Annotated in this window: 10 protein-coding genes and 4 pseudogenes; 10 read left to right on the top strand and 4 right to left on the bottom strand. The window is 66.8% G+C overall.

What is annotated here, in order from left to right:
• The 4 genes from AC27IO_RS14120 to AC27IO_RS14105 form a co-directional block, all read left to right on the top strand.
• On the top strand, nucleotides 1-357 hold a 357-nt coding region (locus AC27IO_RS14120; RefSeq protein ID WP_487116013.1), incomplete at its 5' end, for an FAD-dependent monooxygenase.
• 87 nt (nucleotides 358-444) lie between these two features.
• Nucleotides 445-1,164, top strand: coding sequence for a DsbC family protein (locus tag AC27IO_RS14115; RefSeq protein WP_284408030.1), 720 nt, complete (start codon nucleotides 445-447; stop codon nucleotides 1,162-1,164).
• A gap of 111 nt (nucleotides 1,165-1,275) precedes the next feature.
• Nucleotides 1,276-3,066, top strand: a complete 1,791-nt coding sequence (locus AC27IO_RS14110; RefSeq protein WP_498739271.1) for a M61 family metallopeptidase — start codon at nucleotides 1,276-1,278, stop codon at nucleotides 3,064-3,066.
• Between the two features lie 73 nt (nucleotides 3,067-3,139).
• Complete coding sequence (locus AC27IO_RS14105) at nucleotides 3,140-3,919, top strand: enoyl-CoA hydratase (RefSeq protein WP_284393162.1); 780 nt, start codon at nucleotides 3,140-3,142, stop codon at nucleotides 3,917-3,919.
• A 197-nt stretch (nucleotides 3,920-4,116) separates the two neighbouring features.
• Here AC27IO_RS14105 and AC27IO_RS14100 read toward each other — a convergent pair.
• A pseudogene (locus AC27IO_RS14100) lies at nucleotides 4,117-4,257 on the bottom strand (LysR family transcriptional regulator); the annotation flags it as partial.
• Between AC27IO_RS14100 and AC27IO_RS14095 the strand changes: the two are divergent.
• Together AC27IO_RS14095 and AC27IO_RS14090 are read left to right on the top strand one after the other, a co-directional pair.
• Nucleotides 4,231-5,244 (top strand): annotated as a pseudogene (locus tag AC27IO_RS14095) (pyridoxal phosphate-dependent aminotransferase); the annotation flags it as partial. The pseudogenes AC27IO_RS14100 and AC27IO_RS14095 overlap by 27 nt on opposite strands.
• 109 nt (nucleotides 5,245-5,353) lie before the next feature.
• On the top strand, nucleotides 5,354-5,791 hold the full coding sequence (locus AC27IO_RS14090; RefSeq protein WP_498739269.1) for an acyl-CoA thioesterase: 438 nt from the start codon (nucleotides 5,354-5,356) through the stop codon (nucleotides 5,789-5,791).
• A gap of 64 nt (nucleotides 5,792-5,855) precedes the next feature.
• On the opposite strand, the gene AC27IO_RS14085 is transcribed toward AC27IO_RS14090, so the two are convergent.
• The 3 genes and pseudogenes from AC27IO_RS14085 to AC27IO_RS14075 form a co-directional block, all read right to left on the bottom strand.
• Nucleotides 5,856-8,327, bottom strand: coding sequence for a sensor histidine kinase (locus AC27IO_RS14085; RefSeq protein WP_498739267.1), 2,472 nt, complete (start codon nucleotides 8,325-8,327; stop codon nucleotides 5,856-5,858).
• 59 nt (nucleotides 8,328-8,386) lie between these two features.
• Nucleotides 8,387-9,181, bottom strand: coding sequence for an ABC transporter substrate-binding protein (locus AC27IO_RS14080; protein ID WP_498739266.1), 795 nt, complete (start codon nucleotides 9,179-9,181; stop codon nucleotides 8,387-8,389).
• 21 nt (nucleotides 9,182-9,202) lie between these two features.
• Nucleotides 9,203-9,853, bottom strand: a pseudogene (locus AC27IO_RS14075) (HD-GYP domain-containing protein); the annotation flags it as partial.
• Between AC27IO_RS14075 and AC27IO_RS14070 the strand changes: the two are divergent.
• The 4 genes and pseudogenes from AC27IO_RS14070 to AC27IO_RS14055 form a co-directional block, all read left to right on the top strand.
• Nucleotides 9,848-10,944 (top strand): annotated as a pseudogene (locus AC27IO_RS14070) (methyl-accepting chemotaxis protein); the annotation flags it as partial. The pseudogenes AC27IO_RS14075 and AC27IO_RS14070 overlap by 6 nt on opposite strands.
• Before the next feature lie 151 nt (nucleotides 10,945-11,095).
• The gene (locus AC27IO_RS14065; protein ID WP_498739264.1) at nucleotides 11,096-11,431 is read left to right on the top strand and encodes an acyl-CoA thioesterase; all 336 of its coding nucleotides are present in this window, start codon (nucleotides 11,096-11,098) and stop codon (nucleotides 11,429-11,431) included.
• A complete protein-coding gene (tolQ, locus tag AC27IO_RS14060; protein ID WP_272564067.1) occupies nucleotides 11,428-12,132 on the top strand; it encodes a protein TolQ in 705 nt (234 codons plus the stop codon). Before AC27IO_RS14065 ends, tolQ begins: the two co-directional genes overlap by 4 nt.
• Nucleotides 12,133-12,152: 20 nt before the next feature.
• The gene (locus AC27IO_RS14055) at nucleotides 12,153-12,578 is read left to right on the top strand and encodes an ExbD/TolR family protein (protein ID WP_272564068.1); all 426 of its coding nucleotides are present in this window, start codon (nucleotides 12,153-12,155) and stop codon (nucleotides 12,576-12,578) included.
• Nucleotides 12,579-12,710: the final 132 nt, after the last annotated feature.

The raw sequence follows: 12,710 nt of genomic DNA, 5'->3' as shown, positions 1-12,710 counted from the left end.
CCGGGCCAATCGGGCGCCGCGCGCAGCTGGGCGCTGGCAGGCGATGCGGCGCACAACGTGCATCCGCTGGCCGGCCAGGGCCTGAACCTGGGGCTGGGCGATGCGCAGGCGCTGGCCCGCGTGCTGAACGGGCGCGATTACTGGCGCGGCGTGGGCGACCTGCGGCTGCTGCGCCAGTACGAGCGCGAACGCAAGGCGGCCCTGCTGCCGATGGGCTGGACGATGGACGGGCTGCAGCAGCTTTTCTCGCGCAGCGAGGGGCCTTTGATGGCGCTGCGCAACTGGGGCATGAAGGGCTTCGAGCGCAGCGGCCCGCTCAAGGATTGGGTGACGCGCCAGGCCATGGGCCTGCGCTGACGGGATGGACCGAAGGGCCGCAAGGCGGGCCGCTGGCGACCGCTGCGGCGCATTGATGAACAACGAGTTGAAGAACGAAAGAATCGCATGAAACTGATCCCCTCCCTGCTGGCCGGCGCCGCGCTCACCCTGTCCCTCGGCGCGTTCGCCCAGGAAACGGTCATCCGCAAGGCCCTGTCCGACCGCATTCCGCAGCTGGAAAAGATCGACGAGGTGCGCAGCACGCCCATGCAGGGCCTGTACGAGGTGCGCATCGGCACCGACCTGTTCTACACCGATGCCAAGGGCAACTACCTGATCCAGGGCGAGCTGATCGACACCAAGGCCCGCCGCAACCTGACCGAAGACCGCATCAACAAGCTCACCGCGGTGGACTTCGACGCGCTGCCGTTCAAGGATGCCTTCACCATCGTGCGCGGCAACGGCAAGCGCAAGATCGCGGTGTTCGAGGACCCCAACTGCGGCTACTGCAAGCGCTTCGAGAAGGACCTGCAGAACGTGGACAACGTCACGGTGTACATGTTCCTGTACCCCATCCTGAGCCCCGATTCGGCCGAGAAGTCCCGCAACATCTGGTGCGCCAAGGACCGCGTGGTGGCCTGGCAGGACCAGATGGTGCGTGACAAGCCGGCACCCGCCGCCAGCTGCGACACCGCGGCCGTGCAGCGCAACCTGGCCTTCGGCAAGAAGCACAAGATCACCGGCACGCCGACGATCATCTTCGCCGACGGTTCCCGCGTGCCGGGCGCGATCAACGCGCAGGAAGTCGAAAAGCGCATGGCCGACGCCGGCGGCTCCGGCAATTGAGCCCCGGCGTGCGCGGCGGCTGCCGCAGCGCACGCTCCTGACCGCCGGGCGGCGCGGACCACTCACTGCGCCGGCCCGGGCCTTCCCCGACCCTTCAGCGCCGCACGCACCATGTCCGCCCTTCGCCACGCCCACCCCGCCGTCCACTACCGCGTCGAACCCGCGCAACTGCACGCCCACCTGTTCAGCGTGACGCTGACGGTGGCCAGGCCCGCGGCCCAGCAGGCGCTGTCGCTGCCCGTCTGGATTCCCGGCAGCTACCTGGTGCGCGAATTCGCCAAGAACCTGCAGAACCTGCGCGCGCAGCAGGACGGCAAGGACGTGCCCCTCGCCCAGATGGACAAGTGCCGCTGGGAGGTGCAGTGCCGCAACGACCACCCGCTGGTGCTGACGTATGAAGTCTGCGCCTACGACACCTCGGTGCGCACCGCCTTTCTGGATGCCACGCGCGGCTTCTTCAACGGCACCAGCCTGTGCCTGCGCGTGCACGGCCAGGAGGCCGCGCGACACGACCTGGAAATCGTGAGCACGCCCGCCGTGGCGCGCTGGTCCGTCGCCACCGGGCTCGCCGCCGAGAAGACCACGCGCGCCGGCTTCGGCACCTACCGCGCCGAGCACTACGACGAACTGGTGGACTGCCCCGTGGAAATGGGCCCGTTCTGGAGCATCCGCTTCACGGCCTGCGGCGTGCCGCACCGGCTGGTGATCGCAGGCGCCGCGCCTTCATTCGACGGCAACCGCATCGTGGCCGACGTGCGCCGCATCTGCGAGGCCGGCATCCGCTTCTGGCACGGCAGCGGCAAGCCGCCCTACCAGAACTACCTGTTCCTGCTGAACGTGGTGGACGACGGCTACGGGGGCCTGGAGCACCGCAACTCCACCGCGCTGATCTGCGGGCGGCGCGACCTTCCGCGCATCGGCCAGGCGCGCGCGCCCGAGGGCTACAACACGCTGCTCGGGCTGGTGAGCCACGAGCACTTCCACACCTGGAACGTCAAGCGCCTGCGCCCGGCGGAGTTCGCGCAGTACGACTACACGCAGGAGAACTACACGCGACTGCTCTGGTTCTTCGAGGGTTTCACGAGCTACTACGACGACCTGCTGCTGCGCCGCGCGGGCCTGATCGACAACGCCACCTACCTGCGCCTGCTCGCCAAGACCGTCAACCAGGTGCTGCAGACGCCCGGCCGCAAGGTGCAGTCGGTGGCGCAGGCCAGCTTCGACGCCTGGGTCAAGTACTACCGCCAGGACGAGAACACGCCCAACAGCACGGTGAGCTACTACACCAAGGGCTCGCTGGTGGCGCTGTGCCTGGACCTCGCGCTGCGCCGCGAAGGCCAGGCCACGCTGGACGACGTGATGCGCGCCCTGTGGGAGCGCTGCGCCGCCGGCCCCATGTCCGAAGCCGACCTGCTCGACGCCATCCAGGCGCTGGCGGGCCGTTCGTTCGCCACCGAGATCGCGCAGTGGGTGCACGGCACCGACGACCTGCCCCTGGCCGAGCTGCTGGCGGCCAACGGCGTGACGCTGCAGGGCGAGCCGGCGCAGCTGGCCCAGCGCCTGGGCGTGCGGGTGGCGGAGGGCCAGGGCCTGCAGATCAAGGTGGTGCTGCGCGGCGGCCTGGCAGAGCAGGCGGGCTTCGCGGCCGGCGACGAATGGCTGGGGATCGAGGTGCAGGGCGAGGCCTGGCGCGTGCAGCGGCTGGACGACGTGCCGCTCTACGCCGGCGTGGAGCCCCGCGTGACGGCGCTGGTGGCGCGGGACCGGCGGCTGCTGGAGCTGCCGCTGGAACTGCCCTCGACGGCCCATGCGGGCGCCGAGGCCGAGGTCGACACCATCGGCCTGTCGGTGGCCGACGCGGCCCTGGTCAACCGGTGGCTGGACGGCGCCGCAGGCCAATAGAGAAAGCTTGCAGAGGCTTTCCGGAGCCCCTTGGGTATAGTCTGCCGATCACAACGAGCAACGGAGATACCCCTTGGCCTACGAAGTCATCGAGGTCCGCATCGAGGCGGACAAGGTCGGCGTCATCACGCTGAACCGGCCCAAGCAACTGAACGCGCTGAACGACCAGCTCATGAACGAGCTGGGCGAGGCGCTGCAGGCCTTCGACGCCGACGAGAAGATCGGCTGCGTCATCGTCACCGGCAGCGAAAAGGCCTTCGCCGCGGGCGCGGACATCGGCGCCATGGCGCAGTACAGCTTCGCCGATGCGTACAAGGGCGACTACATCACGCGCAACTGGGAGCGCATCCGCTCCATCCGCAAGCCGGTGATCGCCGCGGTGAGCGGCTTCGCCCTGGGCGGCGGCTGCGAGCTGGCCATGATGTGCGACTTCATCATCGCGGCCGACAACGCCAGGTTCGGCCAGCCCGAGATCAAGCTGGGCGTCATCCCCGGGGCCGGCGGCACGCAGCGCCTGCCGCGCGCGGTGGGCAAGTCCAAGGCCATGGACATGGCCCTCACCGGCCGCATGATGGATGCCGCCGAGGCCGAGCGCGCCGGGCTGGTCAGCCGCGTCGTGCCTTTCGCCCAGCTGATGGACGAGGCCCTGGGCGCCGCGCTGCAGATCAGCGACTTCTCGCAGATCGCCGTGATGGCGGCCAAGGAATCGGTCAACCGCGCGTTCGAGAGCGGGCTGTCGGACGGCGTGATGTTCGAGCGCCGCCTGTTCCACGCGCTGTTCGCCACCAGCGACCAGAAGGAAGGCATGGACGCCTTCGTGAACAAGCGCAAGGCGACCTTCACCCACCAGTGAGGCGCCCCGCCGCGCGGCCCCAGCCAGGGGGCTGCGGCACCATCCCCCGCCGCTGTCCTCAGCGGCTTTTTTTTCGCCCGCGCCGGCGCCTTGGCGGCCGGCACCGGCAGCCCGGCCTGCCAGTGCGCCGGATCGGCGAAGCGCTCCACCAGGAAGTCCAGCAGCGCGCGCAACGCCGGCGGCACCTGCCGGCGGGAGGCGTACACGCCGTGCACTCCCAGCGTGCGCGGCGCATAGGCCGGCAGCAGCGCCGTGAGCCGCCCCTGCGCGATCAGCGGCGCGGCGGCGTAGACCGGCTGCAGCGTCACGCCCGCGCCGTGCAGCGCGGCACCACGCAATACACCAACGCCCTGGGCCTGGAGCCGCTGCGCGAGCGCATCAGCGGCTGGTATGCCGACCGCTTCGGCGTGCAGGTGCCGGCCCGGCGGATCGTGGTCACGGCGGGGGCCTCGGCCGCGCTGCAGCTCGCGTGCCTGGCCCTCATCGATGCGGGCGACGAGATCCTCATGCCCGACCCGAGCTACCCGTGCAACCGCCACTTCGTGAGCGCGGCGGAAGGCAAGGCGGTGCTCATTCCCACCACGGCAGAAGAGCGCTACCAGCTGAGCGCCGCCAAGGTCGAGGCGGCCTGGGGGCCGAAGACGCGCGGCGTGCTGCTGGCCTCGCCCTCCAACCCCACCGGCACCTCGATTGCGCCCGAGGAACTGCGCCGCATCCATGCGGCCGTGCAATCGCGGGGCGGGGTGACGCTGATCGACGAGATCTACCTGGGCCTGTCGTACGAGGAACGCTTCGGCCACACGGCGCTGGCCATCGACGAGAACGTCATCAGCATCAACAGCTTCAGCAAGTACTTCAACATGACCGGCTGGCGCCTGGGCTGGATGGTCGTGCCCGAGGCCATGGTGCCGGTGGTCGAGCGGCTGGCGCAGAACCTGTTCATCTGCGCCAGCACCGTGTCGCAGCATGCCGCCCTCGCCTGCTTCGAGCCCGAGAGCATCGCCGAATACGAGCGCCGCCGCGCCGAGTTCAAGGCCCGGCGCGACTACTTCATTCCCGCGCTGCAGGCGCTGGGCCTGCCGGTGCCCGTGGTGCCGGACGGCGCCTTCTATGCCTGGGCCGACTGCACGCAGGCCGCCGAGTGCCTGGGCGTCTCGGGCAGCTGGGACTTCGCCTACGAGGTGATGCGCCGCGCCCATGTGGCCGTGACGCCGGGCCGCGACTTCGGCGCGTTCGAGCCGCAGCGCTTCGTGCGTTTTTCCACGGCCAATTCGATGGCGCAGCTGGAAGAGTCCGTGGCGCGCCTGAGCGCGCTGCTCGGTTGAAGGCCGGCATGGCGAGAAAGCACACGCCGGCTGCGGCGCACGGGCCGGGCGGGCGCCCCTGCCCGCGCGGTACCTTCATGGACGTTCCCGGCAAAGAGAAAGGCAAGCCATGGACATCGTAGACAAGCAGCATCATGAACTGGAGCTGAAGGTCCGGGACTACGAGTGCGACATGGACCATGTCGTCAACAACGCGGTCTATCTGAACTACCTGGAACATGCGCGACACGAGTACCTGTCGGGACTGGGCATCCGGTTCGGAGAGCTTTCCAGGCAGGGCGTGAGCCTGGTGGTCACCCGGATCGAGGTCGACTACCGGGCGTCCCTCACCAGCGGCGATGCTTTCGTCGTCCGCACCCTCCTCACCCGCGCGGGCCGCATCCGGCTTCAGTTCCATCAGACCATCCACCGGCTGTCGGACAACCGGCTGATGCTCAATGCCGTCGTGACGGGAACGGCGTTGAACGACCGGGGACGCCCGGAGATTCCGCCCGAACTGGGCCGGGCGCTGGGCCAAGCCGAGCCGCCTGCGCCCCCCGCGGCCTGAGTCGATCACCAGGAATCGACCGAGCCGCGCACCGGGCGCGCTGCATCCTTTTTCAGCGGCATGGTCAGCTCAGTTCGGCAGGCACGGTATCGCCGCTGCGCGCGGGAAGGCTGATATGGAAGACCGCTCCCTGCGGCTTGGCATTTTCCGCATGGATCTTCCCGCCCAGCGCCTCGACGATCTTCTTGCAGATGGCCAGGCCCAGGCCGGTCCCGCCGGACCCGTCCTTGGTCGTGCTCGACTGCTTGAACGCCTCGAATATCGTCGTCAGTTCATGGGGCGGTATGCCAGGCCCGAAGTCGCGCACGGCGAGCCGGATCTGTCCGCGGCGATCCACCCTGCCAAGCAACTGGATCTGCGACTGCGCAGGAGAGAACTTGATGGCGTTGGCCAGGACATTGCGCATGACCTGTTGAAAGCGCACCGGGTCCACCTTTGCGGTCAGCGGCATCTCTCCCAGGTTCACATCCAGGAGCAGCCGGTGCTTCTCCAGCAATGGCTCCAGTTCGCGCAGCACAGGCCGGATCACCCCCCGCAGATCCGCCTTTTCCAGGTGAAAGGTGCCCACGGTGCTCTCCAGCTTGGCGACGTCCAGCAGATCGTTCACCAGGGCCAGCATGTGCTGGCCGGCACGGTGCACATCTTCGAACATCTCCGCCAAAGGGGGATGGGCTTTGGCGCGGCGCATCCCCAACTCCGAAAACCCGATGATCGACTGCAACGGCGTGCGCAACTCATGGCTCATGTTGGCCACGAATTCCGACTTGGACCGCGAGGCCTCCTCGGCCGAGTCCCGCGCTTCGCGCGTGACGCGCTCTGCCTCGCGGAACTCGCTCACGTCCATGAGCGTGCACAGTATTCCCGTGGCGACACCTTCCGCATCGCACACGATGGCCTTGGTCACGCGGGTATCCCGCCAGGAGTGCCTGCCATTGAGCACCCGGGTCTCGAAGCGAACGGTTCCCTGCTGCTGCTTCAGCTGCAGGTCGGCGGTGTGGTGGAACATCGCCTCGTCCGACGGCAGGAAGTCCTGCAAACGAAGGCCGATGACGTCCTGGCGTCGCCGCCCCTTGTATTCCTCCCATGCCCGATTGACCAGCAGGAGCCGGCCGTCCATGTCGGTCATGGAGATGGGCAGCGGGTTCATCTCCAGCATCAGGTCGCGGAATTCCAGTTCGCTTTGCAGTTTCTGCTGCGCGATCCACCGCTCGGTCACGTCGACCGCGCTCCCCGCAAAACCAAGCACCTGCCCGCGGTGCAGCAGCGGCACGAGGGCCAGGTCAAACAGCTTCTTGCGGCCGTCGTCGACTCGCGCCGTCGCCTGGCAATGGCGCACCCCGCCGCTTTCGCCGTCCTTGAACAGCTGCTCGACCGCCGGGCGCGAGCTGCCATCCACCACTTCATAAAGGGGGCGACCGACCGGCGACGCCTGGCCCTGCTGGGCGAAAGCGATCCCCTGCGCGTTGACGAAGGTGATCTTCCCTTGGGCGTCCGTGCGAAAGATCACCTCCTGCACGCTACGCATCAGCACCGCAAGGTCGCGTTCGCTCCGTGCAATGCGGCGTTGCGCGTCCTGCGCGAAATGCTGGGCGGACTCGCGCAGCCGCAGGCCGCGCCATGCAATGAAGGACAGCAGCAGCATCACGGCGCAGGCACCGGATCCGAGCCAGAGATAGCCCACGGACTCCTTCAGCCACCGGCTCACTGCCAGATCGGACGAGTGCTCGACCACCGTGACGAGCGGATGCGATCTGGACGACCGGAATGCGACGATCTGGTTTTCGCCACCGAAGCCTTCTCCGATGAAGCTTCCCAGTGCCCGGGCGGGCAAATGCACGCGGAAAATCGGCAGCGCTTTCATTTGCGCCGCAGGCATGGCCGACACCCCCGCTCCGGCCAGAAACTCGCCCGCATACGTGGCGATGGCAGAGGTGAATCCCGCCTGCCTGACCGCCAGTTGCTGGAAGTTCGCCAGTGAGTCGGGATTGAGCAGGCCGATCACGTAGACCGACTGCTGGTTCTGGAGCCTGAGCTTTCTCACCAGCGGAATGAAGCCCAGCCCCGACGGGACCATGGCTTGGCCAGCACGCACCGTCAGGCTCTCGATGCCACGGCCTGCGATCAGATGGCCGATGGAATTTTGCCGATCGGTGGGCAGCGTGCCGAGTTTGCGCAGGTCGATTTTCTGCCCCGCGTCTTCGCGGGCGCTGCTCGTCAGGACACGTCCTTCGGCGTCCACCACCACCAGACTGCGAATGAATGGCACACCGACCAGGGCCTGCTTCAATGCATCGTCGCTTTGGGCCCGGTCACCCAGCACCTCCTGCACCGCATTGGATTCGCCCAGGGTGGCGAGCATGAAGAATGCGCTGTCGATCATTCGCGTTGTCTGGTCTTCGAGCATGCGCGCAAGCAACTCGCTCTTTTCGCGATCTGCCTTGATCACCTGGGCACGGTCATTGGAGGCCACCCAAGCCGTCGCAAGGCCAACTCCGGCGGTCAGCAGAAGGCACGCAATCAGCGCGATGGTGCTCAAGCGGCGAATGGAAAATGCATGCCGCCCGGGGTGCGGTGGATGCCGTCCTTGATCTCTGGTCATGGCATCACGATGCTGCGAAGTCCATTGCGGTCCGCCGCAGATGCCAGGCGGCCGTCCCGCTTGATCCGCGCGACGAAGTCATCCACCGTCTTGAGCCACGCCTCATCGCCCGGCTTGACCGCATACGCGTAAGGCAGCACGAAAACGGGCGTGGCAGGCGACACGACGCGCACCCAGTCGGCGTTGTCGAGAAGGCGGCGGCTGTACGGGTAGTCCGTCATGAACACGTCGATGCGCCCACTTTCCAACTCCCGCTCCCGCGTCGCCGGAGGTGCGACCTTGACCACCTTGGCATGCTTGAGCCGCTCCATCATGACCGGCTCCATGAACGTCCCTGTCTGGACGCCAACGGCAACCCCTGGCTGGTCGATGTCGTTCCAATGCTTGATCACCGCATTGCTTTTCGTGGTGATGCCGTAGATGTCGCTGCTCAAATAGGGCTGCGTGAATTTCAACGCGGCCATCCGCTGAGGCAGCATGCCGATGGCGAACATTCCCACATCGCAGCGGTCGCCCCGGAGGTCATCGATCAAGGTGACAAACGACGACTCGACGTATTCCACCTGGGCCTTCAGGTCCTGGCCCAGTTCGGCAGACAACTCGATGTCGATGCCTACCAACTGCTGGGTTCTCGGATTGCGATACGTGATGCCGTAGTACTCTGGCCAGATGCACACGCGAACGGCGTGGTGTGCTTTGACCTTCTCCAGAACGGGACCCGCCGTCGCGGAAAGTGACACAGTCATGCCGATGGCTGCAGCGATGACGAAGGTACGAAGAAAAGCAAGCATGATCGTGTTTTGGCGTGGGGCTCATTCCGCGTCGATGAGATCGGAGAACGTCGGACGCTCCTCCATGATTCTTTGTCGCAGGCAGGCGAGTTCGGAGAAGTTCGCAGCGAAGGCATCGACCACGGCGGGATCGAAGGCGGTGCCGCGCATTTCCATCAGCATCTCCAGTGCTTTTTCCGGAGCGAAGGCGGGCCGGTACACGCGGTCCATGGTCAATGCGTCGTAGAAATCCACGACGGCGGTGATGCGACCGGACAGCGGAATCGCCTCGCCCGAGAGGCCTTTGGGATAGCCGGTGCCGTCGAACCGCTCGTGGTGGGTCAACGCGACCTCCGCAGCCAGCAGGAAAACCGGTATGCGCGAACTGCTGAGAATCTTCGCTCCCATCTCCGGATGCTCATTCATGACCGCCCGCTCCGGTTGCGTCAGCGGGCCTGCCTTCTTGAGCACATGATCGGGCGTGCCGATCTTGCCGATGTCGTGCATGGGCGCAGCGCAGCGAAGCATGCGTGCGAAAGCCGGTGTCGATCCGAGATGCAGCGCCAGCGCCTCCGCCAGATAGCCGATGCTGATGATGTGCACCGAGGTATCGCCATCGCGGAACTCGGCCGCCATGGAAAGGTGCAAAAGGGCTTCATGATGGGCTCGGGTGACCTCGCGAAGCGCCTCATTGCAATCGCCGTCCTGGCCGTCATCGTGGCAACCGCAGCAGCCCTGTGGCTGGTGCGCTCCATCACCCGCCCGCTGTCGGTGGCCGTGGGTTTGGCCGAGCGTGTCGCCGCGGGGGACCTGAGCGCATCCAGCAAGCCCTGGTGCGAACGGTGGGACTGGTGCGCCAGAACTCGCAGAGCGTCTCGACCGCATCCTCCGAAATTTCGAAAGGCAACAGCGACCTGAGCACCCGCACCGAACAGCAGGCCAGCGCGCTGGAGGAAACCGCCGCATCGATGGAAGAGCTGAACTCCACCGTTCGCCAGAATGCCGACAATGCGCGGCAAGCCAATCAGTTGGCAGTGAGCGCGTCCACCGTGGCGGTTCATGGCGGCGAAGTGGTCGGCCAAGTGGTCACCACGATGAGAGAGATCAACCAAAGCAGCAAGAAGATCTCCGACATCATTGGCGTGATCGACGGCATTGCTTTTCAGACCAACATCCTTGCATTGAACGCCGCCGTGGAAGCGGCGCGGGCGGGGGAGCAAGGAAGGGGATTTGCCGTGGTCGCCTCCGAGGTTCGCCACCTTGCCGGCCGCTCTGCGGACGCCGCCAAGCAGATCAAGGCACTGATCGTTGATAGCGTGCAACGCGTGAGCCAGGGCACGGCACTGGCGGACCAGGCCGGGGCCACGATGAGCGAGGTGGTGGGCTCCATCCAGCGCGTGACCGATCTGATGGGCGAAATCAGCGCTGCCAGCACCGAACAGAGCCAAGGCGTCGCCCAGGTGGGCGAAGCGGTGACCCAGATGGACCAAGTGACGCAGCAAAATGCAGCGCTGGTCGAACAGATGGCGGCGGCAGCCAGCAGCTTGAACACCCAGGCACTGGAACTGGTGCGCGCCGTGGACTTCTTCAAGCTTTCGGACGAGCACGCCCCCCCGATCCAGGCAAACGCCTTGCCTGCTCCTGCCGCAGCGGCATACCCACGCTTGGCCAAGCCGGCATCCCAGCGCTTCGGCGCAGCAGTTCCCAAGGTCGGCATGCGCCCATCTTTCAACCCCCCCGCAATGGCCGGGGTGGATTCGAAAGTGGAGTGGGAAGCTTTCTGAGTCGACACCCCCGCCAGGGGGATCCCCGCCATGCAGAGACATCCCGCCGCAGGGTGTCCGGGTGATGGCGGTTCAAGGAGCCAGGCCCGGTTCGTCGCAGCCGTGCGGGCGCGGTCGTCAGCCGCCAGGTCGGAAGAGGCCGCTGTCAAAAATGGGTGAGAATCGAAGGCGGTGGCCACGTTCTCGGGGCCTGTTGCAGCAGCGCCCACGGGAACTCACGGCAGGCATGTTTGTCGTAACGGACGCGCGCCTGCGCTACCTGCGGCCGGCGCGCCTCGACGATGAACTGATTGTTACGGCCTCTTTGCAAGAGGGTGGCCGCGCATCCCTGACAATACGCCAGCAAGCGCTCCTGAAACCAGAGCAAATGATCGAATCCCAGCCCGTGCTACTGTGTGAAGGCACCATCCGCATCGGATGGGTCGATGCCGCCACCCTGCGTCCCGCACGCATCCCGGGCCCCCTTCTGGAACAACTCTCATCATGAACTCCCAAGACATGTCCATCCTGAATTTGGTGCTCAACGCCAGCTGGGTGGTGCAGCTCGTCATGCTGCTGCTGATCGGCGTGTCCGTGGCCAGCTGGGCCGCGATCTTCCGCAAGCTGTTCGCCCTGAAGCGCGTGAAGTCGCTCAACGAAGACTTCGAGCGCGAGTTCTGGTCGGGCACCAGCCTGAACGACCTGTACTCCAGCGCCGCGCAGAACGCCAAGAACGCCGGCCCCATGGAACGCATCTTCGCCAGCGGCATGCGCGAGTACCAGAAACTGCGCGAGCGCCGCATCTCGGACGCCGGCACGCTGCTCGACGGCGCCCGCCGCGCGATGCGCGCCAGCTTCCAGCGCGAGATGGACGTGGTCGAGTCCAGCCTGTCCTTCCTGGCCTCCGTGGGCTCCGTCTCGCCGTACGTGGGCCTGTTCGGCACCGTGTGGGGGATCATGCATGCCTTCACCGGCTTCGCCGGCATGGAGCAGGTCACCCTGGCCACGGTCGCCCCGGGCATCGCCGAAGCGCTGGTCGCCACGGCCATCGGCCTGTTCGCCGCCATTCCGGCCGTGATCGCCTACAACCGCTTCGCGCGCGACATCGACCGCGTGGCCATCCAGCAGGAGACCTTCATCGAGGAGTTCTCCAACATCCTGCAGCGCAACCTGGGCGCGCAGCCCACGTCGTCCGCCTCGGGCCACTGAGCAGCACAGGAGACAGCAGCATGCCCGCAATGGCTTCACGCGGCGGCGGCCGGCGCCGCACCATCAACGAAATCAACATGGTGCCCTTCATCGACGTGATGCTGGTGCTGCTCATCATCTTCATGGTGACCGCGCCCATGCTCACGCCCAGCGCCATCAACGTGCCCTCCGTCGGCAAGGGCGCCAAGCCGCCCAAGTCGTTCGGCCAGGTCATCATCCAGAAGGACGGCAGCCTGCAGCTCAAGACCGGCGACGCCGAGCGTCCGATCACCCTGCAGGGCCTGGGCGCCGCCGCCAAGGCCTGGCAGGCCACGCAGCCGCCCGATACGCCCATCCTCATCAGCGCCGACAAGACCGTGACGTATGAAACCGTGGTGAAGGCCATGGATGCGTTGCAGAGGGCGGGCGTGCAGCGCGTGGGCCTGTCGGTCAAGTCCGGCGGCTGACGGGGCCCTCGCCGCCCTCGATCCTCCGCACCGTTTTCGCCTTTTTTCGATCGCATGCACGCCTCCAACGACCGCGACCAGTTCGCCCCCACCCGTCCGCCCGGGCGCCTGCGCGCCGTGGCGCTGGCCGTG

This window comes from Acidovorax sp. KNOB132, from assembly GCF_057541515.1.
Note: the sequence above shows the minus strand (reverse complement) of the source record. Positions and strands in the feature narration are given on the sequence as shown.

Coding starts and splice junctions, on each gene's coding strand:
- AC27IO_RS14115 (WP_284408030.1), top strand. CDS start 445: ATGAAACTGATCCCCTCCCTGCTGGCCGGCGCCGCGCTCACCCTGTCC.
- AC27IO_RS14110 (WP_498739271.1), top strand. CDS start 1,276: ATGTCCGCCCTTCGCCACGCCCACCCCGCCGTCCACTACCGCGTCGAA.
- AC27IO_RS14090 (WP_498739269.1), top strand. CDS start 5,354: ATGGACATCGTAGACAAGCAGCATCATGAACTGGAGCTGAAGGTCCGG.
- AC27IO_RS14080 (WP_498739266.1), bottom strand. CDS start 9,181: ATGCTTGCTTTTCTTCGTACCTTCGTCATCGCTGCAGCCATCGGCATG.
- AC27IO_RS14065 (WP_498739264.1), top strand. CDS start 11,096: ATGGGTGAGAATCGAAGGCGGTGGCCACGTTCTCGGGGCCTGTTGCAG.
- tolQ (WP_272564067.1), top strand. CDS start 11,428: ATGAACTCCCAAGACATGTCCATCCTGAATTTGGTGCTCAACGCCAGC.
- AC27IO_RS14055 (WP_272564068.1), top strand. CDS start 12,153: ATGCCCGCAATGGCTTCACGCGGCGGCGGCCGGCGCCGCACCATCAAC.